This is a genomic window from Lacinutrix jangbogonensis (assembly GCF_000797445.1).
In the GTDB taxonomy this organism is placed as follows: Bacteria; Bacteroidota; Bacteroidia; order Flavobacteriales; family Flavobacteriaceae; genus Lacinutrix; species Lacinutrix jangbogonensis.
Map to the genome: position 1 here is coordinate 74,078 of NZ_JSWF01000030.1, position 25,531 is coordinate 99,608.

The 25,531-nt window shown below is 32.8% G+C and carries 16 protein-coding genes; 9 read left to right on the forward strand and 7 right to left on the reverse strand.

Annotated elements, in window-relative coordinates; genetic code table 11:
• The first annotated feature begins 2 nt into the window (after nt 1-2).
• The 3 genes from RH82_RS11580 to chrA all read left to right on the forward strand — a co-directional run bounded on the left by RH82_RS11580 (nt 3) and on the right by chrA (nt 4,464).
• Complete coding sequence (locus RH82_RS11580) at nt 3-1,796, forward strand: ribonucleoside-diphosphate reductase subunit alpha (RefSeq protein ID WP_034060919.1); 1,794 nt, start codon at nt 3-5, stop codon at nt 1,794-1,796.
• Nucleotides 1,797-2,305: 509 nt separating this feature from the next.
• Nucleotides 2,306-3,259, forward strand: a complete 954-nt coding sequence (locus RH82_RS11585) for a hypothetical protein (protein WP_034060921.1) — start codon at nt 2,306-2,308, stop codon at nt 3,257-3,259.
• Between the two features lie 71 nt (nt 3,260-3,330).
• Complete coding sequence (gene chrA / locus RH82_RS11590) at nt 3,331-4,464, forward strand: chromate efflux transporter (protein ID WP_034060922.1); 1,134 nt, start codon at nt 3,331-3,333, stop codon at nt 4,462-4,464.
• Nucleotides 4,465-4,521: 57 nt separating this feature from the next.
• Here the strand turns inward: chrA and RH82_RS11595 are convergent, their stop codons facing one another.
• Both RH82_RS11595 and RH82_RS11600 read right to left on the reverse strand, forming a co-directional pair.
• Nucleotides 4,522-6,822 carry an inorganic phosphate transporter gene (locus tag RH82_RS11595; protein ID WP_034060925.1) on the reverse strand — a complete coding sequence of 767 codons (2,301 nt, stop codon included), beginning with the start codon at nt 6,820-6,822 and terminating at the stop codon, nt 4,522-4,524.
• Nucleotides 6,823-6,904: 82 nt separating this feature from the next.
• On the reverse strand, nt 6,905-8,134 hold the full coding sequence (locus tag RH82_RS11600; protein ID WP_034060926.1) for a porin: 1,230 nt from the start codon (nt 8,132-8,134) through the stop codon (nt 6,905-6,907).
• A gap of 394 nt (nt 8,135-8,528) precedes the next feature.
• Between RH82_RS11600 and RH82_RS11605 the strand changes: the two genes are divergently transcribed.
• Nucleotides 8,529-8,888, forward strand: coding sequence for a toxin-antitoxin system YwqK family antitoxin (locus RH82_RS11605; RefSeq protein ID WP_034060979.1), 360 nt, complete (start codon nt 8,529-8,531; stop codon nt 8,886-8,888).
• 73 nt (nt 8,889-8,961) lie between these two features.
• Here RH82_RS11605 and RH82_RS11610 read toward each other — a convergent pair whose 3' ends face one another.
• A complete protein-coding gene (locus tag RH82_RS11610) occupies nt 8,962-10,134 on the reverse strand; it encodes a hypothetical protein (RefSeq protein ID WP_034060929.1) in 1,173 nt (390 codons plus the stop codon).
• Between the two features lie 38 nt (nt 10,135-10,172).
• Nucleotides 10,173-12,962, reverse strand: a complete 2,790-nt coding sequence (locus RH82_RS11615; protein ID WP_034060930.1) for a TonB-dependent receptor — start codon at nt 12,960-12,962, stop codon at nt 10,173-10,175.
• A gap of 179 nt (nt 12,963-13,141) precedes the next feature.
• Here RH82_RS11615 and RH82_RS11620 point away from each other — a divergent pair, with 179 nt between their 5' ends.
• The 3 genes from RH82_RS11620 to RH82_RS11630 all read left to right on the forward strand — a co-directional run bounded on the left by RH82_RS11620 (nt 13,142) and on the right by RH82_RS11630 (nt 19,291).
• Complete coding sequence (locus RH82_RS11620; protein WP_034060931.1) at nt 13,142-14,482, forward strand: deoxyguanosinetriphosphate triphosphohydrolase; 1,341 nt, start codon at nt 13,142-13,144, stop codon at nt 14,480-14,482.
• A gap of 229 nt (nt 14,483-14,711) precedes the next feature.
• Entirely contained in the window at nt 14,712-18,560 is a 3,849-nt protein-coding gene (locus tag RH82_RS17875; protein WP_052158320.1) for a thrombospondin type 3 repeat-containing protein, read from the forward strand.
• A 5-nt stretch (nt 18,561-18,565) separates the two neighbouring features.
• Nucleotides 18,566-19,291 carry a hypothetical protein gene (locus RH82_RS11630; protein ID WP_052158321.1) on the forward strand — a complete coding sequence of 242 codons (726 nt, stop codon included), beginning with the start codon at nt 18,566-18,568 and terminating at the stop codon, nt 19,289-19,291.
• Between the two features lie 41 nt (nt 19,292-19,332).
• Here RH82_RS11630 and dxs read toward each other — a convergent pair whose 3' ends face one another.
• Entirely contained in the window at nt 19,333-21,105 is a 1,773-nt protein-coding gene (gene dxs / locus RH82_RS11635; protein WP_034060933.1) for a 1-deoxy-D-xylulose-5-phosphate synthase, read from the reverse strand.
• 148 nt (nt 21,106-21,253) lie between these two features.
• On the opposite strand from dxs, the gene RH82_RS11640 reads away from it, so the two are divergent.
• Nucleotides 21,254-23,932 (forward strand): T9SS-dependent M36 family metallopeptidase, encoded by a 2,679-nt coding sequence (locus RH82_RS11640; protein ID WP_034060983.1) that lies wholly within the window; start codon nt 21,254-21,256, stop codon nt 23,930-23,932.
• A gap of 54 nt (nt 23,933-23,986) precedes the next feature.
• On the opposite strand, the gene RH82_RS11645 is transcribed toward RH82_RS11640, so the two are convergent.
• Nucleotides 23,987-24,400, reverse strand: a complete 414-nt coding sequence (locus tag RH82_RS11645; protein ID WP_052158322.1) for an energy transducer TonB — start codon at nt 24,398-24,400, stop codon at nt 23,987-23,989.
• Nucleotides 24,401-24,473: 73 nt separating this feature from the next.
• Nucleotides 24,474-24,983 (reverse strand): hypothetical protein, encoded by a 510-nt coding sequence (locus tag RH82_RS11650; RefSeq protein WP_034060934.1) that lies wholly within the window; start codon nt 24,981-24,983, stop codon nt 24,474-24,476.
• Between the two features lie 78 nt (nt 24,984-25,061).
• Here RH82_RS11650 and RH82_RS11655 point away from each other — a divergent pair, with 78 nt between their 5' ends.
• Nucleotides 25,062-25,511 (forward strand): nucleoside deaminase, encoded by a 450-nt coding sequence (locus tag RH82_RS11655; protein WP_034060935.1) that lies wholly within the window; start codon nt 25,062-25,064, stop codon nt 25,509-25,511.
• Nucleotides 25,512-25,531: the final 20 nt, after the last annotated feature.

The window sequence follows — 25,531 nt, forward strand, 5'->3', positions numbered from 1 at the left end:
AAATGAGCAACACCACAAAGAAAACTACCGAAGTACACTTAAGTCAAGATGAAAAAGCATCTAATTACGACGAATTATTTAACGCTAGAAAAAAAACAAGAGAAGAGGCAGCCAAACAGCCAGAAATTAAATGGTTAACAGAAAACAGTCGTAAGTTTTTAGCTTCTGGCTATCTAACGGATGATACGACACCAGAGCAGCGCATTAGAGAAATTGCAGAAAGAGCCGAAGAAATTTTAAAAATTGACGGTTATGCAGATAAGTTTTATGGTTATATGGCCGAAGGTTATTACTCATTAGCTTCGCCAGTGTGGTCAAACTTTGGTAAGAAAAGAGGTTTACCTATTAGTTGTTTTGGATCGCATATCGATGATGATATGGGAGATATTCTATACACACAATCTGAAGTCGGAATGATGTCTAAATTAGGAGGTGGTACTTCTGGTTACTTTGGTAAATTACGTCATCGTGGTGCTCCAGTAAAAAATAATGGAGAATCTTCGGGAGCTGTACATATCATGCAACTTTTTGAAAAAATGGTAGATGTTGTAAGTCAAGGCTCTGTAAGAAGAGGCCGTTTTTCTCCTTACTTGCCAATTGAGCACGGTGATATTGATGAGTTTTTAGAAATTGGAACAGAAGGAAATCCAATTCAAGAGTTAACTCATGGTGTAACCGTTGGTAACCAATGGATGGAAGAAATGATTGAGGGTGATGCAGATAAAAGAGCAGTCTGGGCAAAAGTTTTACAGAGAAGAGGAGAAATAGGTTATCCATATATTTTCTTTAGAGACAATGCTAACAATGCTGCACCAGATGTATATAAAGATAAAAATCATGAAATTTACGCAAGTAATTTATGTTCAGAAATCATGTTGCCAACTAACGATGAGTGGTCGTTTGTTTGTGTATTGTCTTCTGTAAATTTATTACATTATGATAAATGGAAAGATACAGATGCTGTAGAAACTATGGTCTACTTCTTAGATGCGGTTTTAGAAGAATTTGTTAGTAAGCTTGAAGTCTATAGAGATTCTGAAAATAGAGACGATAGGCAAACATTTATGTTTATGGAAAAAGCCTATAACTTTTCAAAAGAAAACAGAGCATTAGGTTTAGGTGCTTTAGGATGGCATTCTTTATTACAATCTAGAAGCTTAGCTTTTGATAGTGCCGAAGCTTTTAATTTAAATAGCGAAATATTTAAAACGATAAACGATAAATCTAACAAAGCGTCTCAAGAATTAGCAAAATTATTTGGTGAGCCTGAAGTTTTAAAAGGTTATGGAAGACGTAATACTACATTAAATGCTGTAGCGCCAACAACATCTTCAGCGTTTATTTTAGGACAAGTATCTCAAGGTATTGAGCCAATTTGGTCTAACATTTATGTAAAAGATATTGCGAAAATAAAAACCACTATCAAAAATCCGTTTTTATTAGCACTTTTAGAAGAAAAAGGATTAAATACAACTGATATTTGGAAAAGTATTCGTGATTATGACGGTTCTGTACAACATCTTGAAGAGCTTACAGATCATGAAAAAGAGGTGTTTAAAACCTATTCTGAGATAGATCAAATGAGTATTATTTATCAAGCTGCAAATAGACAAAATCATATAGATCAAGGACAATCTTTAAACATTATGGTGCATCCAGATATGCCAGTAAAAGAGATTAATAAACTATATGTTACGGCTTGGAAATTAGGAGTAAAATCATTGTACTACCAACACAGTATGAATGCTGCTCAAAAATTTAAGCAAAAGAAAGAATGTGCTAGTTGTGAAGGATAATTAGTACTGTTTAAATAAAAATTTAAGAAAACCATCTTGAAATATAGGTGGTTTTTTAAGGCTCAATTTTAAATTGTTAAAATCAGCTTAAATAGCTATTAAACAAGGTTTTGTGTATTTTTTTGTTTAAAACTTGTTGACAACGTTTGCTAGAAACATTTTGAGAAACAAAAGCGTAAAAGTAAATTTGAATAAATAATAATTATGAATATATAGCGATTTAAGCTGAAGATAAGTACTGAAAAAGGGATATCGTGAAATATCCCTCTTGGCTTATTTTTTTTACAATAATTGGTTCCTACGCCTATTTTGTAATGAATAATATGAGATTTAAAATCTCTTACTTTCTTCTTCAAAGAAACAACATTTGTTTCTACCAGCCAAGTAAAATTTTTCTACAAAACAAAAATCACCTCTTAAGTTCAGTAATATCTGTTGCTAAGGAGTTGAAATACTTATTAACTAATTCTATGTTTAATTAACAATTAGAATTAAATACATAAAATAGAATGTATAATTTTACAATTTACAAAGTGGCAATATTAAATAAAGCCAAAGAAGAGCAAATGTTAAATCTTTTCAACGGAGAAAATGATTTATTAGAAATTTGTAACCAATATTATAACTCATTAAGAGAAAATAATGAGGAGTACATTGATAACCAGGGAAACAAAAGAGTTTTCTCAATAAGTTCTAAAATCGATTTTTTAAGAACAGAAAGAACGTTAATCACACATTTCGATTCAGCTTATACAGGTGATGAACCTGAAATAAGGAATGGAGATACTAATGCTTTAATTCATAAGGTTAGTAATACCGAGTTAATAACTAGAAAACTGTTTTCTTTATGTTATATACCTAAAAATTCAAAGTATGGATTTGTGGTTTTTGAAAATAAAGTAAAACATGGTGTTAAAGTATTGTTCGAGAGGCAATTGCAAACATTTTTAAAAACTTCAGGTTATGAAGATTATAGAGTTTTACTATCACCTGCTTTAAATTACAATTATTTATCAAATATGATTGAAATAGGGAAGCTTAAAAAAGTTAGACTCATTAAGTATCACCTTTTACACGATGTTCAAATGAGTTTATGGGATAATATTAATTTGTTTTCAGATGACCAAGATGTTAGAGAGTGGAAATTCAAAAACAAAACAAATAATGATTTGTTTAAAAAGGAATTAAAAAATTTGTTTTTTTTAAAAGTAAAAAGAAACGAAAAGATTCTTTTTATGAACAAATTTGAAGGAGATGAAATATCTTTTGAAATTAATAATAATGGTTCTTCTAAAACTTTTTATATTAAAGATAGAGCTAGCATGAGATCTAATATTGATGTTTCAAAAAGATTAGATTTTATAGATGGTGAACCCACTTATCTATCAATGAAAATTACTGCTCTTAATTTAATATATGAGATTTTAGATTATGATTATTTAAACTTAAATGAAGTAGCTTAAAATTATCAACCATCTCAATCGAGATGGTTTTTTTGTTTATATTAATAGTCAATAATAACACTAACTTAATTGTGACAGAAACTCGAAAAAACTTAAAAGAAGTCGCCACTGTGTTTTTTAAGTTAGGCTGTTTTGCCTTTGGAGGTCCAGCTGCGCATATTGCAATGATGGAAGACGAAATTGTAGTAAAACGTAAATGGATGACGCGAGATTATTTTTTAGACCTTATTGGTACAACCAATTTAATTCCAGGACCCAATTCTACTGAAATGACCATGCATTGTGGTTACGAACGTGCCGGTAAAAAAGGCCTTTTTGTAGCGGGAATAGCGTTTATTTTCCCAGCAATACTAATAACTGCGTTATTGGCCTATTTGTATATGAAATATGGAGAACTTCCAGAAGTGACACCATTTATTTTTGGCATTAAACCTGCGGTTTTGGCAATTATTGCTTCGGCAGTATTAAAGCTAGGGAAGAAAGCTGTGAAAACAACAGAATTGGCTGTTTTAGGCTTGTTAGTATTAATAGTTACACTATTAGGTGTAAATGAAATCTTAGCGCTTTTAAGCGCAGGAGTTTTAGGAATGTTATATTTCTATGTTAAAGAAAAGAGGTCAACACGTTTAAATAGTTTTTCTCCATTATTTTTCTCTTCTGGCTTTGGAGTTGTATTAACAAAACTATCGACATTAAAAGTCTTTATCGTCTTTTTAAAAGTGGGCGCTATTCTATATGGCAGTGGTTATGTGCTATTTGCTTATTTAGATGCGGAGCTCGTCTCTAGAGGTTGGTTAACTAGAGTAGAATTAATAGATGCTATTGCTGTTGGGCAATTTACACCAGGACCTGTACTCTCGACAGCTACATTTATTGGCTATCAATTATCTGGTTTTCCGGGAGCTTTAGCGGCTACCACCGGTATCTTTTTACCGTCTTTTTTGTTTGTATTAATTCTCAATCCGTTTATTCCAAAAATGAGACATTCTAAAATATTGCGTTATTTTTTAGACGCAGTAAATGTTGCAGCGGTAGCTGTAATGCTTTCGGTATTATTGGTGATGGCTAAAGAAACGTTATTAGATTGGCGAGGTATAGTAATTGCTTTAACTGCGACAGTTTTAGTTTTTAAAACTAATGTAAGTCCAATTTGGATTATAATAATTGGTGCTGTTCTTGGTTGTATTCTAATCAGGTGTTTTTAGCTAGAAAACAAAAAAACCACCAGAGAGCTGGTGGTTTTTTCACTATATATAGTCTTGTTATTCTTCTGTCTCTGTAATAGTCGCAGGCTCTACAGAACTATCATGAGAGTTATAATACTCTTCTAAAAGATTCATTGTAGCCGTTAATAAATCTTTAGTTTCTAATAGTAAACTGAAGTATAATGTTGTGTTTTTAGGACTAGATTCTTCTGCTCTTGTGCGTGCCACTTGCTTTACAATTTTTGAAGTTAATAAATCGAACATATCTTTTTTACGATTAATTATTGCTCCAATTTGCTCGAAAGACTGAGAATCGAAAGCTTCTTTAGTATCATTAAACAAAGTTTCTATGGCATCATCGATTTCTTTTAATTCTTTAATCTGGCTAAATTTAAGGTTCTTGTGATTATTATTAATGTGTTTATGACTTGTTTTAGAAATGTATTCTAAAGACTGTGTCATATCTTGTAAGTAGCCTAAAATGTTAATGTAAAAGCTACTTGCTCTTAAACTAGTTTCATCTAAGTTTTTAATAAAATAGAATATGTTATCTCGTAAGTCATCTACCTCTTCAGATAGTTTAGTGATTTGTTTTTTGTTTTTCTTAAGCAGTGCTAAATCTTGTTTTGCTAAACCTTTAATAGCATTGGTGTAAATTCTGTTTCCACGTTTTACAACACTAGCAATATTACTAGCACTTTCAAGAATTACACCTTGTACAGAGCTACTTCCAGTTTCTTTTAAACTGTCTTCTTCAATAGTTCCAGAAGATTTCTTTTTATGAGCGATATAATTTCTTAATAATAAACCAAATGCAGCCACCAATAATATTGGAAACATTACTTCTAGGTTTAAATTTAATAAGTAAGCTACCAAAGCAGCAGCAGTAAATGCGCTAAAGGCAGTAAAGAACCAGCCGCCAATTACATTAAGAACACCAGCAACTCTGTAAACAGCACTTTCTGCTCCCCAAGCTCTATCTGCTAAAGAGGTTCCCATGGCTACCATAAAAGTTACATAAGTTGTGGATAATGGTAATTTGTATGATGTTGCAATAGATATTAAAACAGCGGCAACCATTAAGTTTACTGCAGCACGAACTAAATCGAAAGCAGGTAATTCTGCCGTTCTATCTTTTGTTATAGATACTATTGGAGCTTCAAATTGTTTTTCAATTTTTGCTTGCCAAGAGTCTGGTAAAATGTAAGAAGACATTTGAGAGAGTCCCATGGCTACTTTAACAAAGCCACGAGATAAAAAGTTAGGTTGAAAACGTTCTTTTGTAGCTGTTTGACTCGATAAATCTAAAGATGTTTTAACAACATTCTTAGCTTTCGAAGAAAACCATAAGGTTAAAACCATTATCATTCCTGCTATAAATAACAACAAATTATTTGTTGGCACTTTTTCTGCTAAAACATCCATTGGGAAGCTGTCTGCGGCCATTCCAGAAGCAGTCCATTCGGTAAAAGCATTAAAGGCTGCTATTGGAACACCAATAAAATTAACTAAATCGTTTCCTGCAAAAGCTAGAGCTAATGCAAAAGTTCCAACAATAATAATAAGTTTATATATGTTAGTTTTAAAGAAACTTATTACGGCAAAAGATAACAAAGACCATATTACAGAACTTATTAATACTATAGGTAGTACATTGTGTTCTAGAAAGTTTTTCATTGTTTCTCCACCTAAAAAGTCGAAAGGTTGTTTCGCGTAAGAGGTCCCTTTTAAACCTTTCATAAAAATGAAATATGTAATTGCAGTCAATGCTAAACCACCAAATAATGCACCAACCCAATTTGCTTTCTTTTCAAAGTTATAAGATAATAATAGTCTAGAAACCCATTGAACTAAAGCTCCAATAGAGAATGCGACGACGACCGAAAGGAGAATACCAAAAATAATTTGAGAAGCTTTAGAGGTGTTTATATAATTAACAACTTCTGCAAAGTCTCCACCATTGTGACCAATCTTTATTAAAGCCATTGCAACTGCTGCTCCTAGCAATTCGAATACTATAGAAACCGTAGTAGAGGTTGGCATACCAATGGTATTAAAGAAATCTAGTAATAGAATATCTGTTATCATTACAGCCATGAAAATAATCATGATTTCATTAAACATAAACTCACTAGGATTAAAAATACCTTTACGGGCAACTTCCATCATTCCGCTAGAAAAAACAGAGCCTACTGCAACACCAACACTGGCAACAATCATTATAGTTTTAAATGAAATGGCTTTAGAACCAATTGCAGAGTTTAAAAAGTTTACTGCGTCATTACTAACACCTACTACCAAATCGGCAACAGCAAGAATTGCTAATGCAATAATCATATATAAGTAAATATTATCCATAGTCTTTAGTTAAATTAAGTTTGCAAATATCTTTAGTGTTATCGAGTGTAATGTTATCTCAATGTTATTATTTATCTATTGTTTAAAAGTGGATGTCAAATCCAATTCTAAAGGTAATATTATCTTGTTTGCCATCTAAAGCAGTATAGCTTAAATCACTCTGTACTTTTAATTTGTGTCCTACAATGTATTTTGAAGCCCCCAAAGTGTATTGTTCTTTTCCTTTTTTTGCTGTAACAGTGTCATATTCTACAAGAGTATAACGGCCTGCTATTTCATAATTACTTTTAAACATATATCCAGCTTGAAAATTTGCAGCATTACCTGTTAAAACAATGTTATCAGCATTCCCATCGTTATCTAAATCTGTAATTGTTAATCCGTCTAACGCTGTACCAATTGGGTTTTCTGCATCACGTCTGGCATATTCTCCCATAAAAGAGAAGCCTTTATATTTAAACATGGCATCTACAAATACAGTAGTGATATCTGTTTCGTATAACGAATCGTCTTTTCTAAACATATAAGAACCTAAGCTACTTCTTTCTCTCACTGCATCTTGATTATAATTGTATGTAACGCCTAACATTAACTTTGGTGTTTCTTCTCTTTTTATTGCAGCTTGTACATAATCTCCTTTAGATTGAAATGTTCCAAACGGTAAAAACTCTAGACGTGCAGTATATTGCAAGCCACCAATGTTTCCTTCACTTACATTTCGCCCTTCACCTTGTGAAATAGCGATTTTTTCACGCATTAAGAAATGACCTCCTAAGTTTAATTTATGACGTACTTGAATACCAAGGTCGCGATCAATATTGAATTTGCTGTTTAATAAAGATCGATTAACTAATTGAAGGTTTGCAGAGGATATAACACGCTCTACGTTACCTGGTAATTTAGTTTGTCCTGCCCAAAGTTCAAAGTTCTTGGCAAAGTGCCACATAATTACTGCATCCAGTATGTATCTAGGTGTATTTCTATTAAATTGATTTGCACCAGAGATGTCTCTGTTAGATAAACCCAATTCTATTTTATATTTTAATTTTGGACTGTAAGCAAAACCATCAAATTTTAAACGGGCACGACGTACAATAAAATTATGTTCTGGATTGCCATATTGATCTCCATCATGATCCCATGAGGAGATTGAGCGCACTTGGAATCTTGGAGCGAATCTTACACTAAAAGAACTATCTTTTGCTGTAAAGTTTATCATGCCTTTACCAAATTTGGTATCACTAATTTCTTGTGCGTTTGTAGAAATGTAAGTGCATAGTAATAGTGCGGTAAGTGTAATTTTAAGTTTCATTATAAGTTACTAGTTTTTGTCGCTGCAAATAACCAACTCTAATGTTAACTCAATGTTTCTAAATTATTAATTTTTGAGTCTTTTTTAAACTTAAAAAGACTGCTTTGGCCTAAAGCAGTCTCATTAGAAATCATAATAATGTAGTCGACAAAAACTAATAGATTATATGAAATACTAATTGTTTAGTCTTAAGACAATGCAAAGATGGTTAATGAAGTTAAACTTAATGTGATGCTAATATTAAGTAATCATTAAGCCTTTTATGTTAATTTTTTTTATTTAAAATGTTGATTTTTAATTATTTGAAGTTTAAATGTTAACTTAATGTTATGTAATAGTTGTTTAAAGGTTAAGTAATCATTATCTTTGATGTATAATGTTAAAACCAATAATTATGAAGAAATCAATTTTATTTTCAATTGCCTTTTTAATTGCAGTGGTATCTTTCGCTCAAGAGAAGCGAGATTTAAAACTTAACAAAGACACTAATTTAATTGAAGTTGTTTATTATCATGACAATGGAGCAGTAAGCCAAACAGGTGCTTACACTACAGATGGTAAATTACAAGGTGAGTGGCTTAGTTATAGCAAAGAAGGTAAGAAACAAGTTTCTGCAAATTATGATAATGGTAACAAAGTCGGCAAGTGGTTTTTCTGGAAAGATGCCACTCTTAAGGAAGTAGATTATACTAATAATGCAATTGCCAAGGTTAGCGAATGGGGAATAAAAGCTCCTGTTGCAGATCTCAATTAAATTATTGAAACTAAACAAAATAAAAAAGCATCTTCATAATGAAGATGCTTTTTTATTTGTAAATTTTTGTAGGCTATTGCACGGTCCAGCTTGCTCCCCAAGTAGCATAATCTGTTCCTGTTGCAGTGCCATCACCAGAAATAAAATCGGCTTCGGTAAAAGTATAAGTTGTATCGTTCTTCATTTTTAAAGTTACATCCGTAAAAAGGACACCTGTTACTTGCAATGCATCGCTTATAACTCCCGCTCCAGTTGGTGCATCTCCTTGATCTCCATCAAGATCAAAACCTTCAGCAAAACCTTCAATAGAAATATTGTTAAAAATACCTTGTGTTCCTGCTCTTAAACGAATGGCTTCGTTTCCAGTTGTAGAACCATTACCTACAATAGTTAAATTGTTTACAGTTGGTTTAGACCAAAAAATAGGGCTTGAGTTGTTTCCAATATCTGTATTATAACCATCTGCTTCAATACCTTTATCATGGTCTGTACCATGTTTTACGTAAGCATTAGTAATGGTTCCTGTGTAACCTTCTGTCCAATCTATAGAATCATCTTGAGAGTTTACTACAGAAACATAATCAACGTTTACAGTACCTCCAAAAAACTCAATACCATCATCTTTTCCTTCGAATGCTTGAATGTATTCTACTAAAGTTCCGTTTCCAACACCGTAGAAAGAAAAACCGTTGTTTTCAGATTGTCCATCTGCAGAACCACCAGAATATTCAATTCTCATGTAACGAATACTTCCAGAGTCATCATTAGCATCTGTTCCACCATAAGGTAAACTTGCAATTTCTGAAGTTGAAGTAGCCGTTCCAGAAACAGAGTTAATAGGTGCTTTTCCTAAAACAATTAATCCTCCCCAATCTCCAGCTTCTGGAATAGAAGCGTTAGAGGTTAAAACAATAGGATTAGCAGCAGTACCTAAAGCGTTAATTTTTGCGCCTTGAGCAATAGCGATATATACGTCACTTCCTTGAGCTAAGGCTTTTATTGTTGTTCCAGCAGGAATGTTTAATGTCGTTCCAGCGGTCATAATTAAAGAACCATTAAGAGTGTATTCTATTCCAGATTCTAATGTTAAGTCGCTTGTAAAAGTTCCAGAAATAGTACTGCTTCCGCTGGGCGCTGTAGTTGGTCCATTATTTACATTAAGTATAACATCTGAAGTATCATCTTCACTACACGCTGTAAAAAGCATTGAGACTATGGCTAAGCCAAATAATAAATTACGTTTCATAGTTTTAATTTTTAGTTTACTGTTGTTTTAGTTGTTTTTTAAAAGTTATATTTTAGTTGTAGACTTAAATCCATACCTCTTTTGTATTCAGATAGGGTTACATCTCCAAACGATGTTTTTTCTCTTACACGCTTAATACTTGGATCTAGTAAGTTTTTAGCGCTTATATTAATCTCGAAGTTTTGTTTTATTTTATTTCTCCAAACAAAGTCTAATGTTGCGATTCCTTTTTCTATAATATTCCCTAATTGTCCAGAACCTAAAGCCGAAATTCTATCTGAGAAATATGAGAATACTAAGTTTGCAGTAGGTTTGTAGTTGTCGCTTATTCTAGGTGTATAACTAAGATCTGCATTGATTAATAGAGGAGAAGCACCTTGCAATTCGTCTGTTCTATCTAAAGTTGAAGAATATAGGCCAGTTGAGCTTTTTAAATCTTGCTCAGTATGCATATACGATACATTTATTCCCGTAGAAAGCACTGCATCTTCATCTGCATTTTGTAATACTGTTTTTCTAACTTCAAGTTCTATTCCAAGGATAGAGGCTTTATCTCCAGTTCTAAAATAACGCTGCGTTCCTGTAGCATCATTTGCGATAACTAAATTAATGGGATCGTTAATTTGTTTTGCAAAAGCTGATACAGCAAATAATTCTGATCGAGACATAAACCATTCGTATTTAAAATCTACATTATAAATGGTAGAGAATGAAGGATCGTTTAGTAAATCTGGGTTTCCACCAATACGCTGTGCTACGCCTTCGTAAACAAAGGGTGCCATTTCTTTAAACTCTGGAGTTGAAACTGTTTTACTAGCAGAGAAACGTAAATTTTGATCGTCGTTTAAAGCATATTTAATACTTAAACTAGGTAAAAAGAACGTGTTTTCTGTTTGTCTAAAACCAGGCTCGTTAGCAGGTAAATTAATAACATCATAAACAATGCTTTGCTCAAAAGATTCGAGTCTTGCACCAGGAACAAATAACCATTGCTCTCCAACCTTTAATTCTGCATTAGCATAGCTAGCGAAAACATCTAGTTTACCAGAATACGTGTTTTCTGGAGCTCCAGGAGCATTGGTATTCCCATATTCTGGAACCGCTGCGTTTATTGCCGTAATATTGTATAGGCCATCGTTATTTAGGTTAAGGTTTCCTAAATTAAAAATGCTATTTAAATTGTTAGGGTTTGAAATTGGTGTGTTTTTATCAACAATATCATAACCATAACGAATATTTTCAAAATCACGTGTTTTAGTTCTTCCGTTTAGACCAAAATTTAATTTTGAGTTTTCATTTAATGTGTAGGCTAAGTTTATGCGACTGTTGAGCTCTTCATCTTCAATGTCTTGAAAATAACGTTGGTTGTCGTAATCTACATTATTAAAAAAGATAGCGTTTGTTGAAGCATCGCTATCTAAAGAAAATTGATAGTTTTCTAAACTAAAACGCTTTCTGTCTGGCTCACGTGCATTGACTTTATTATAACCAACAGCCCAATCTAATTCTAAGTTTCCAAACTCGTGATTACCTAAAACCTGATTAACATAAATTAAATCTTGATTAAATTGAATGTTTTGCTGGTAGAAACCAATCTCGTCGTTAACTAAAGACTGTGAATCTCTATTAAATCCGTTTCCGCCAATACCATAATACCCAACTTCGTCCGAAGAGCTATTAATAAACATGGAGTTAAACTTAATGGTGTTGTTATCGTCAATTCTAAAATTGGCATTTAACATCGCAGTAGTAGTTGTAGAGTACTCAAATTCTTCAGCCTCAGGAAATATTTTATTGAAAACGGTAGAAAAATCAACCACTTTTCCTTTTCTGTATTCGTAATCATTCTCGAAAGACGCAGTGGCAAATAAACTTAAACGTGAACCACTTTCAAAATCGAAAGATTTTCCTCCAGAAGCGCCATAACTTACATTAATTGGAGCATTCACATTTACAGGATCTACACCATGAGATAAAATAACAGCAAATGGATTGTGTGCATTTCGGCCATAATAACCAAAATACCCAGTACCTTCGCTTCTTACAAAATTTTGTCCAGCAGCTCTTGTATTTACGCCAGAACCAGTAGTGACATCAAAAAAACCATTTCCTTTATAGTTTTTAGAGGTAATATCTACATTTCCAGCAGCAAAATCGCCATAGAATTTTGAAGAATACGCTTTACTTATGGAAACATTCTCTATTAAATCTGAAGCAAATAAATTTAAATCAATGTTCTTTTTTTCAATATCGTTAGATGGTAATGCTAAACCGTTTAAAGTAGTGTTTAAGTAGCGGTCTCCTAAACCACGAACATATACGTTGCTAGAACCTTCTTGTTTTGATACGCCTGCTATTTTTGCAACAGCACCTGCGGCATCGCTAACACCTTTTCTAGATAACTCGTCTGCACCAATACTTTGTTTAATTTCTACTGCCTTTTTTTGATCTAAAAGTAAAGCCGTTTCACTTTCGCGTTTTGTTGAGGTTTGCAGTACAACTTCGTCTAATGCTGCCGCACTTGCTTTTAAAGTAATATTTAAGACTTTAGTTTCACCCGTTTTTAATTCAATAGGTAAGTTTTGTGTTTCGTAGCCTATAAAACTAAATTCTACAATATAAGAACCAGCTTCCAGGTTTTCAATTTTATAAAGACCATCAAAATCTGATGAGGTTCCTTTGTCAGTATTTTTAATAAGAACGTTTGCAAAAGGGAGTGGTTCGTTATTAAATTCACTGTCTAAAATTTTACCAGAAAGAGTAGCACTATTTTGTGCAAAAGAAAATAATGAGGTTAGAAAAATAAGAGTAAATAAAATTTGTTTCATTTTGTGGTTTAATTTCTGGTGCAAAGAAACTATCAACATGTAAATTCAAGGTTAACTAGAGGTTAAACCTTTTTCATCAAAACGTTAGTTTAATGTTACCAAAGAAGTTGTGTTTTTGTAATTAGGAAACCTTAATTTAACATTGAAATTTATATATTGCATGCACTTAATAGCTTACTATGAATTGGGAACAACTGCTTTCGTTAAAACGTTTTGGCGATACAAATAAAAGATTACGTAAAGAACAAGATGAAACACGCTTAGGTTTCGAGGTCGATTACGACCGTATTATTTTTTCTTCAGAATTTAGAAGCCTTCAGGATAAGACCCAGGTTATTCCATTATCGCAAACCGATTTTGTACACACACGCTTAACACACAGTTTAGAAGTGAGTGTTGTTGGTCGTTCTTTAGGACGACGTGTTGGACAAAAATTATTGGAAAAACACCCGCATTTACAAAATATTCACGGCTACCAAGCACACGATTTTGGAGCTATTGTAGCAGCCGCAGCTTTAGCTCACGATATTGGTAATCCACCTTTTGGACATTCTGGAGAGAAAGCTATTGGTGAATTTTTTAAGTCTGGAAAAGGTAAAGCCCATAAGTTGAAATTAGGAAAAAAAGAATATCAAGATTTATGTGATTTTGAAGGTAATGCAAACGGATTTAAAATTGTTACTCAAAGTAGAGTGGGTAGAGAAGGAGGTTTACGTTTAAGTTATGCAACACTTGGAGCGTTTACAAAATACCCAAAAGAGTCTTTGCCAAAGAAACCAACCCAACATATTGCAGATAAAAAATATGGCTTCTTTCAGAGTGAAAAAGAGGCGTTTATTGATATGGCAGAAGAACTAGGTTTGGAGAAAAGAAGTGAAAAAGATACTAGTTATGCAAGGCATCCATTAGCTTTTTTAGTAGAAGCCGCAGATGATATTTGTTATACAATAATCGATTTTGAAGATGGCATTAATTTGGGCTTAATACCTGAAGCCTTTGCATTAGAGTATTTAATAAATTTGGTTAGAGATAAAATTAAAACTGAAAAATATTACACACTTTCTAATACCGAAGATCGAATAAGTTACTTAAGAGCATTAGCAATTGGAGCATTAATTGATGAAGCCATTGCTGTATTTATGAAAAATGAAGAAGCCATTTTAGCAGGAACTTTTAGTGAAGCATTATTAGATAAAAGTAAATACGAAGCTCAGATTAATGATATTATTAAACTAAGTGTAGAGAGAATTTACCAATCTACAGAGGTTGTAGATAAAGAAATTGCAGGTTATGGCGTGTTAAATACTTTGCTTGAAACGTATACAAATGCGGTAAATAACTGTTTTGATAATACGGCATCAAATTATGATAAACTAATTCTAAAAGGATTACCAAAAACTATAAAAATTGACCAAGAGCGGTTGTACGAACGTTTGTTAAGTGTGTGTCACCATATCTCTTTATTGAGTGATAGTCAAGCTATTATTCAGTATAAAAAAATAAAAGGTTTTAGTATTTAATTAAGGAGTAATTGAAATTTAACACAAAAACGCTTAAAAAAATAATTTAAACAAGTATTTTTAGGAACTGAAAAAAAAATATGAAAAGAAAATTATTATTCTAACATCTTGTGTCTTAGTATTTTTCGCATTCTTTACATTATCTAATACGAAAGAAAGTCAACTACCAAATCAAGTTATTGTTCAAGAAACGCATAAAAATAATTTAGCAAAAAGCCCTTTTAAAGAGTTGCTTAAGCTGAGTAAGCCAGAAAGAAAAGCAGCAGGCTTAACTCCGAATAAATTTTATGAGCAAGAATGGGAACTGACAATGAATCCTAGTTTAGGTAGACCAACATTTGAAAATTTAAAAGAGATTAGAGCTGACCAAGTAGCGAAAAGAGAAGTTTTTTTAGCTTCTGCAAGAGTTCCAGGAGATGCAATAGATAATAGTTGGGTAGAAAGAGGTCCTAATAATGTTGGAGGTAGAACAAGAGCCATTATGTTTGACCCAAACGATTCTACTAACGAGACACTATTTGCAGGAGGAGTTAGTGGTGGTTTATGGAAAAACATTAAGATTTCTGATGCTAATTCTAGTTGGATAAGAGTAGACATTCCAGAAAATTTAGCAGTAAGTTGTATTACTTTTGATCCTAATAATACTAATATTTTTTATGTTGGAACTGGAGAGTCTTATGTTGCAGGTGATGTAAATGGAGATGGTGTTTGGCAGTCTATAGACGCAGGAACAACTTGGGCTAAAGTGTTTGGAGGTATAACAGGACCAACCACTTTTGAATCAGCTACAAATATTACAATAAATGCACCTAGTGGTATTGCAGGAGATTATTTATCTTTCCCTACTACTAATTTTGGTCCTGAAATTACATCTATAGTTTTAGGCGATTTAGTTCTAGCAAATGGAACAGTACCTTTTACAGGGAATAATGGAATAACGTCTAATAATCCTTTGGAAGGTTGCGGCCCATCGACTGTAGATATGACAGGTAAAATTGCTTTAATTCGTAGAGGGATTTGTTCATTTGTTGAAAAAGTTAAAGCGGCTCAAGATGCTGGGGCAATTGGTGTAATAATGATGAATAACGTAGATGGTCAGCCTGTACCAATGGGTGGAACAGATGCTACTATAACAATATCTTCTGTTATGATTTCTAAAGCAAATGGAGATATTATTGAAGCTGCAGTATTAGCTGGTTCTATTTCTGGTTCTTTAAATCCAGCTGTAGATACTTTTACAGGTAATTTAGTGCCTGGAATACAATTTGTAAATGATATTAAAGTAAGAGATAATGCAGGTGTTTCAGAGGTATATGTTGCTGCAGGTGATAGTTTTTATGGAGCCGCTAATGCAACAACCTTTCTTACTGGAACGGAATATGGATTGTATAAATCTATAGATAATGGCGCTAATTGGAATGAAATAGATATGCCATTAACAAGTAACGGTAGAAAGCATTGTCCAAATGATATTGAGATTGGAGCTGATAATAATGTTTGGGTAGCAACTACAAATAGTGTGGTATTTGGAAATGGTGGAGGAAAAATCTTCCGATCGGTCGACGGTACAAATTTTACATTAGAAAGGACTATTGCAAATGCAAGAAGAACCCAGATAGCAGTTTCGACTACTAATCCAGAAAAAGTATTTGTTTTGGCGCAAGGAGATGCTACAAATCCTGTTCTTATGGAAAAGACTGAAGATGGTTTTACTACAAATGTTGCTTTAACTTTACCTGATGATGCTGATACAGGAATTGATGCAAATGACTTTACTAGAGGACAAGCTTATTATGATTTAATGTTAGAAGTAGATCCAAATGATGATCAAACAATTTATGCTGGTGGTATTGATTTATTTAAATCAGTAAATGCTGGATTAGGTTGGAATCAATTTAGCCATTGGTATGGTGGATTTGGATTTCAAGAAGTTCACTCAGATCAACATGCTATGACGTTTGCAAATGGATCTTCATCTATAGTGGCCTTTGGTAACGATGGCGGTGTTTATTTTTCTGGAAATTCGGGTACTACTACAAGCTCTAGGAATAAAGATTTTAATACATCACAATTTTACACTGTTGGTGTTGGGCCAACGACAGCTTTTACTGGTGATTATTTCGCTGGTGGATTACAAGATAATGGAACACAATTATTTGTAAATGCAAACCCTAATGGAACAGACTCTTCTACAGAACCTTATGGTGGTGATGGTGCTTATACATTTTTTGACCAAGATGGAACAGACAGATATTTGATAAGAAATTATGTTTATAATTCAGGTGTTAATCTGTTAAATTTAAATACCAATTCTAGTATAACAATTAATAATGAAAGTGCTTCAAATGGAGCATTTATTAACCCTCAAGCGTTAGATTCTAATTTAGATATTTTATATTCAAATTATTCAACAAATGACACTGGGAATATAATTAGACGCTATTCCGGTATAAAATCTCAAGGAACACTTCAAGCAACTGATTTAACAGATGCGGAATTTGATAATAGACCTACTGCATTTACAGTATCAACCTATACTACAAATTCTTCAACGTTGCTATTTGGTACTGTGCTTGGAGATGTGTTTAAAGTTGAAAATGCAGATGGAGCTTCTCCTACTTTTACAGAATTAGAATTAGCCAATGTAATAGTTGGAAGTATTTCTGATATTGAATTTGGTCAATCTGAAAATGAAATTTTTGTAACTATACATAATTATGGTGTACAAAGTATTTGGTATACTAATAATGGCGGTACTTCTTGGGAAACTAAAGAAGGCGATTTACCAGATATGCCAGTTAAAACTATTCTTCAAAACCCTTTAAGTTTAGATGAAGTAATTATTGGGACAGAATTAGGCGTTTGGTACACAAATAATTTTTCTGCGGCTAGTCCTAATTGGAACCAAGCTTTTAATGGAATGTCTAACGTAAAAGTGTTAGATTTAGACTTAAGAGATGATAATATGGTCTTTGCAGCAACCTATGGAAGAGGCGTTTTTTCTGGAGAATTTAAAATTGATGGAAATGGTGATGAGGATGGAGATGGTATTACAAATGACATTGATAATTGTTTAAACACAGCAAATGCAGATCAAGCAGATACCGATGGTGATGGAGTAGGAGATGCATGTCAAGATACAGATAATGATGGGGTTCTTGATATTAACGACAATTGTCCAACAACAGCAAACACAGATCAAGCAGATACAGATGGAGATGGAGTTGGTGATGTATGTCAAGATACAGACAATGATGGTGTATTTGATGACATTGATAATTGTATAGCTATTGCTAATGCGGATCAAGCCGATACAAATGGTAATGGAATGGGTAATGTTTGTGATTTAAGTTATACTAATTCAGATAATATTTCATTAGAAATAATTTCTGAAACTTGTACAGGAGAGAACAATGGTAAAATAATAGTTAATGTTAATGAAACTTATGTTACTTATACTGCAACTGTTGTTGGTAATGGCATAAATCTTTCAGAACAAGTAACTTCAAATGTTTACTCATTTGAAAACATTGCAGTAGGTTCTTATACTGTTTGTGTAGCAGTAAATGGTGCAACATACGTACAATGTTTTGAAATTAATATTGAAGCTGCGGATGTTATTGATTTAGAAATTGTAAATAATAATGGTTCTAATATTACTTATGTAGATGTTAGTAGAGGTACAGCACCATTTACTGTTTTATTTAATGATGAGGTTATAAAAATAACAAGTGATCCAACCTTTGATTTAGAACTTATTGGTTCTGGAGCATTAGAAATTAAAACAGCTAAAGCTTGTGAAGGGACTTTTAAAACAACTATAGAAAATGTTATAAACATTATAGCAAGTCCCAATCCAGTGATTAATAACCTTAAAATAACGTTACCACATTCTTTTACTCAATCAGAGATTAGTGTTCAAGTTTTTGATGTAAATGGTAAATTAGTTATTAATAAAGAGTACAGAAAAAACAACTCTAATTATATAGATGTTCCTTTTGCTAATTTAAATTCAGGAATATATTTTATTAAACTGAATTTAGACACACCAGAAGTTATAAAAATTATTAAAAAATAAAAGATATGATTAAGAAAATAAAATTATTACCTGTAATACTATTTGTATTTGTTTTAATTACTTCTTGCGGCAGTGATGATGATGGAGGTGGAACTGCAGCAGTAGTGCCTGTACCGGCACTAGAACCTAACACAGCGCCAACAGCAGTAGGAACGTTAACTTACCCGAGTTCAGACTTACTTTGTATAGATAGTACTATAGAGTTTACTTGGTCTGCAGCCACAGATGTGGACGGAGACGCTATTAGTTATAGACTAACAATAGCGCTAGAAAGAAATCAAACAACTATTGTAGAACAACTAACAACTACAGCAACCAGTAGAACAGTAACATTACAAAACGGAACTGCTTATTATTGGAATGTTGTTGCATTTGATAGTGAAGATGAAGCAACAGCTTCTCAAACTTTTGCTTTTTATACTGAAGGAGATGGTGTTTCAAACCATGCTCCATTTGCTGCGTCTTTAAATGCACCAGCTTTAGAGGCTCTTTTAAATGCAGGGACAACAAGTTTAGATTGGTCAGGAAGTGATGTTGACACAAGTGATACATTAACTTATGATTTGTATTTTGGTGTAACTACAGATCCTGCTTTAGAACAATCAGATATATCAGCATCTACTTTTGATGTAACAACTGTAGCAGCAACAACTTATTATTGGAGAGTAGATACTAAAGATGATAATGGTGTTAAAAGTATTGGACAAGAGTGGTCCTTTAGTACTAACTAAGACCTTTGTTTAAATAAATTATATAATGACAGACTAATTTTTTAGTCTGTCATTTTTTTTAGAATTAAACTTAAGTTTTTTGGATCAAGTTGAATGGATTGCTGTAATTCTAAAACTGTTCCGTGTTCAATAAAAGTATCAGGAATACCTTTTAATATTAATTTGTTTTTGTAATTATGTTCTGCTGAAAATTCTGCAATTGCACTACCAAAACCACCTATTATTGAGGCATCTTCGATAGTAATTATAGTATTATGAGTTTTAAATATGTCATGAAGCATTGTAATATCCAAAGGTTTAACAAAACGCATGTCATAATGAGAAAATAAAGAAGTGTCTTCTAAAAATGCTAAGGCATCAGTTACATTTTGAGCTATGCTTCCAATTGAAAGAATGGCAATTTTTGTTCCCTTTTTAAGACAATTACCTTTTCCAATTTCAATTTTTGAAAACGGTCGTTTCCAATCTACAATTGTACCTCTTCCACGAGGATAACGTATTGCAATTGGATGTTTTAAACCTAATTGCGCTGTGTACATAATGTTTCTTAACTCTATTTCATTACGAGGAGCAAAAACAATTAAATTAGGAATGCAACGAAGATAACTAATATCGAAAACACCATGATGTGTTGCACCATCTTCACCAACCAAACCAGCACGATCTAAGCAAAAAACCACGGGTAAATCTTGAATGGCTACATCATGTATAACTTGATCGTAAGCACGTTGTAAAAAAGTAGAATAAATATTGCAAAATGGTATTATGCCTTGAGTTGCCATTCCTGCAGCAAGAGTTACTGCATGCTGCTCTGCAATGCCTACATCGAAAGCACGGTCAGGAATTTCGTCCATCATGTACTTTAAAGAACTTCCTGTTGGCATAGCAGGTGTAATACCAATAATATTTTTATTTTTTTTTGCTAATTCAACTATAGTATGTCCAAAAACATCTTGGAATTTGGGAGGTTGGCTAGCGCTAGATTTTGTAATTAATTCTCCTGTAACTGGATTAAATCTTCCTGGAGCATGATAAGTAACTTGGTTTTCTTCTGCTTGACGTAAACCTTTTCCCTTAGTAGTAATAACATGTAAAAACTTTGGACCTTTTACGGTTTTTAATCGTTTTAGTTCGTTAATTAAAAGAGGCAAATCATGGCCATCGATAGGACCGGAATAATTAAAATTTAAAGCTTCAAATATATTATCTTGTTTTTGAGTATCCTTCTTAACATTCGTTAAATATTGTTTTAAAGCACCAACACTTGGGTCTATGCCAATAGCATTGTCGTTTAAAATAACCAATAAATTACAGTCTGTAACTCCTGCATGATTTAGGCCTTCAAAAGCCATTCCACTTGCAATAGAGGCATCTCCAATGACTGCTATATGTTGTTTTTTAAAATCACCGTGTAACTTTGAAGCAATGGCCATGCCTAAAGCCGCAGATATTGATGTGGAAGAATGCCCAACACCAAAACTATCAAATTCACTTTCGTTGCGTTTTGGAAAACCACTAATACCATTTTTTTGCCTATTGGTATCAAATAGGTCTTTCCTGCCTGTTAGTATCTTGTGTCCGTAAGCTTGATGACCAACATCCCATATTAATTCATCTTTAGGAGTATTAAAAACGTAATGTAATGCAATTGTTAATTCTACAACACCTAAACTTGAGCCTAAATGTCCAGCTTTTGCTGCAACTGCTTCAATAATAAATGCTCTAAGCTTTTTTGCTAAAACGGGAAGATCACATTGTTTTAAAGCTCTTAGCGATTCAATTGAATCAATACCGTTTAATGATTGATTTTTCATTTGTCGATTAATTAATATGGGTATTTATTAAAAATAAGTGTTAAAATTGTACGAATTCTCACTAAATATACCATAATATTATAATAATTGTAAGTTGGGTGTTATATTTGCGACATATAATAAAATATCCCAAAAACCACACAATATTATGAAGAAAAATCACATTGTAGGTCTAATCGCTACTGTATTTTTGTTTGCCTTTCAATTAGTGCAAGCGCAAACTAATTTGGCTAGTAATGAATATGGTTCTCGTATTCAAAACTATTTAGATCAAAATAAAGATAAATATGATTTGTCTGAAAACGACTTATCAAACCTGTTAGTGTCCGACGCGTATTTCTCTCAAAAAACTGCAATTAATCATATATACGTTAATCAGGCATATCAAGACATAAAAATACACAATGCCATTTCTAGTGTAGCTGTTAGAAATAGTCATGTATTCTATTACGCTAATGCGTTTATAGACAATATTGCTGCAAAAGTAAATACGGTTACTCCAAGTATTGATGGACAGGCAGCAATAAGTGTTGTTGCTAATGAATATAACTTAGGAAATGTTTCTAATTTAACTATGATTAGTAATAACAACAATAGTTTTGTGTTTTCTAATGGGAATATATCTCAAGAAAACATTCCTGTGTCATTAGTTTTTCAACCTACTTTAAATGGACAGATAAGATTAGCTTGGGATTTAAGTATTCGTGCTTTAAATAATAAGAATTGGTATAGTGTTAGAGTAGATGCTGTTGATGGTCAAGTTTTAGATACTAACGACTGGATTGTTAGCTGTGATTTTGGTGATGGTAATCATGCAAGTCATGCTAATCATAATTCTAATAAGACGGAAACGTTAAACTTGTTTAAAACGTCTTCTTCAATGATGGTTGATGGCTCTAGTTACAATGTTTTTCCAATCCCTACAGAAAGTCCTAATCATGGACCAATACAGTTAATTACAGAGCCAGCAGATCTTGTTGCATCTCCTTTTGGATGGCACGATACTAATGGTGTTGTTGGAGCAGAATTTACAATTACAAGAGGTAACAATGTTTTGGCACAAGAAGATACAGATGGTAATGATGGCACAGGGTTTTCTCCTGTAGGGAATGCCACGTTAACATTTAATTTTCCATATGATGGAGACCAACAGCCTATAGGTTTTCAAAATGTTGCAATTACAAATTTATTTTATATGAATAATATCATGCATGATGTATGGTATCAATATGGTTTTGATGAGGTTTCAGGAAACTTTCAGCAAAACAATTATGGAAATGGAGGATTAGGTAGTGATTTTGTATTTGCAGACGCACAAGATGGCAGTGGTTTAGATAATGCTATTTTTGGTACACCTCCAGATGGTGGTAACCCAGGAATGACAATGTTTTTATGGAATGCTGGTGGTTTAGGAACACCGTTAACTATAAACTCTGGTGGACCATTAGTTGGAGATATAACTGCAGCTGTACCTGCAACAGGTCAAGGTAATACTATACCTGGTCCTACGGCAACACCCGTAACTGCAGATTTAGTATTAGTAGATGATAGTTCTGCAGCACCTACCGAAGCATGTAACGCTGTGACTAATGGTGCCGCACTAAACGGTAAAATAGCGGTAATTAAAAGAGGTAATTGTAATTTTACGGATAAAATTCAAAATGCTTTAGATGGTGGAGCAATAGGTTTTATAATGGTAAACCATGATAACCCAACAAATGACCCTGCGTATGTACCTTATGTAAATATGTCTGGACCTATGACAATGCCGGATTTAACTAAACCTTCTGTTTTTGTTAATAATGCAGATGGACAACAAATTATTGATGCCTTAATTGCTGGAGCAACAATAAATGCTACAATAGTTGAAGGTGGTCCTTACCAAAAAGATGGTAGTATAGATAACGGCGTTATTGCACACGAGTACGGTCATGGTATTTCTACAAGATTAGCCGGTGGACCTTCAACCTCTAACTGTTTAGGTAATGCTGAACAAATGGGTGAAGGATGGTCAGATTGGTTTGCATTAATGGTAACTATTAAAGCTACAGATTTACCAGAAACTGGAAGAGGTATCGCTACTTATGCTGTTAGCCAGCCAGTTGATGGGCCTGGAATTAGACCAGCACCTTATAGTACAGATACAAGTGTTAACGGACTTACTTATGCAGACACTAACGATACTGCAAATATTTCTTCTCCTCATGGTATTGGTTCAGTATGGGCAACTATTTTATGGGATTTATCTTGGGCATATATTAATAAATATGGTTTTGATGCAGATGTTTATAATGGTGTAGGTGGTAATAATAAAGCAATGCAACTTGTATTAGATGGTTTGAAATTACAAGTATGTGGTGCTGGATTTGTTGAAGCAAGAGACGCTTTGTTATCAGCGGATAATGCTTTAACAGGAGGTGAAGACCAATGTATGATTTGGGAGGTTTTTGCAGCCAGAGGAGTTGGTGTAAATGCATCACAAGGTACATTTGGATCTCGATCTGATCAAATAGAAGATTTTACAGAACTTCCATCAACAGATTCGAGTTTACAAAATTGTACAAGTTTAAGTGTAGATGAATTTAATGTGTCTAACTACTCAATTTTCCCTAATCCAACTAACGATGTATTAAACATTAAAGTAAAAAAGGATTTTGGAAAAGTAACAATGACTTTAACAGATCTTAATGGTAGAATAGTGTTAACTAAAAACGCTAGCTTATCAAGTACTTCGCAATTAAATATTAGCGCATTACAATCTGGTGTATATATTCTTACTATTAAAGGAGAAAACATTAATACAAATGATAAAATTCTTAAAAACTAGACATCGTTTTTAAATAAATATTAAAAAGGCAACTATTCTTATAGTTGCCTTTTTTTATTCAATATTCAATAGAATTTGTAAAACGTATTTTAAAGCTACAGTTTTATTATTTGATTCTTTTGCAGGAGTAAATTCAGGAAGTTTTTCTATTATTCGTCTTGTTTCTCTTTCGAAAATAGGATGAGGCGACTTTATTTCTAAATCAGTAATAGTTCCAGTTTTGGTGATAGTAAATTGAGCATGTATTTTTTGTTTTCCTACTAATCCCAAATTAAGAGCTATATCTAGATTAAAACTGTCCTTTACAAATAGAGTTATTTGCTTTGAAAAACAAGCTCTTTTTTCTGTTTTTGAAAGATGACTAGGTGTATTTAAAAATTGAGGAGGCGTTTCAATATTTATGAAATTATACACAGGATTTTCAATCTCCCTCATTTGCATTTCGCCTTCAATAATAATATCTCCCATAACTTCTTCAATGTCTAAAAAGCCTTCTTCAATTGGGTCTAGAGTTGTTGTTATTTCACCTGTAGTTACAGTTTTAATAATTATCGTTCCAGCCAGTTGGTCTAGGAGAAATTGTTTTGGATGGCTTACATGCTTTCTTTTTTGTTGCTATGTTCTCTGTATGTAAAGTAGGACGAGCTATCATGTCTAAAACATCAACCACTTCATTTTTAGTAGTATCAATCACTTCGATACTATCAATTTTTTGTGGTTTTCCGTTGTTTGAAGTACAACTAAATAGTGATGTTCCCATTATAATTAAAAGAGCGAAAAAAATAGACTTATAAAGGTTTTGATTTTGCTGTATTAAATTTGGAGGAATTCTAAGGTTTATAGAGTCTATTTGGCTTTGTTTAATATGTCCACAAATGTGTTGACCTTTATTCATAATCAAGAAACTCTGAATTTCAATAGGATCCATTTTAGTAAAATCAACAACCGTTTTATTACAAGAACCACAAAAACGTCCCTTGTCTATAGGTGACATTGTATCCCAACCTTCGTGACAATGTTCTGGGATTTTAATAGAATAATAATTTGCCATATTATAAATCTTTTTAAACTAGTATCAAAAGTCTTGCCGATTGTATTTTGTTTTAATAGAAATTGTATTTTTACTAATATGATAAAACCATACGACGATAAATATTTCATGCAAAAAGCACTACAAGAAGCCGAAGAAGCCTATCAAAAAGGTGAAATTCCTGTTGGTGCTGTTATAGTTATAGAAGATAGAATTATTGCTAGAGCACATAATCTTACAGAGCTTTTAAATGATGTTACTGCACATGCAGAAATGCAAGCTATTACTGCTGCTGCTAATTTTTTAGGTGGAAAGTATTTACAAAATTGTACGTTATATGTAACATTAGAGCCTTGTCAAATGTGCGCAGGTGCTTTGTATTGGAGTCAGATTTCTAAAATAGTATATGCCGCTAGAGATGAAGATCGTGGTTGTATTAATTTAAAAACCAAACTGCATCCCAAAACTAAAATTGAAGGTGGAATACTTGCTGAAGAGTCCTCTAAATTATTAAAACGCTTTTTTGTCGAAAAACGAAATTTGAATTAATAATTGAGAAGTGATTATGA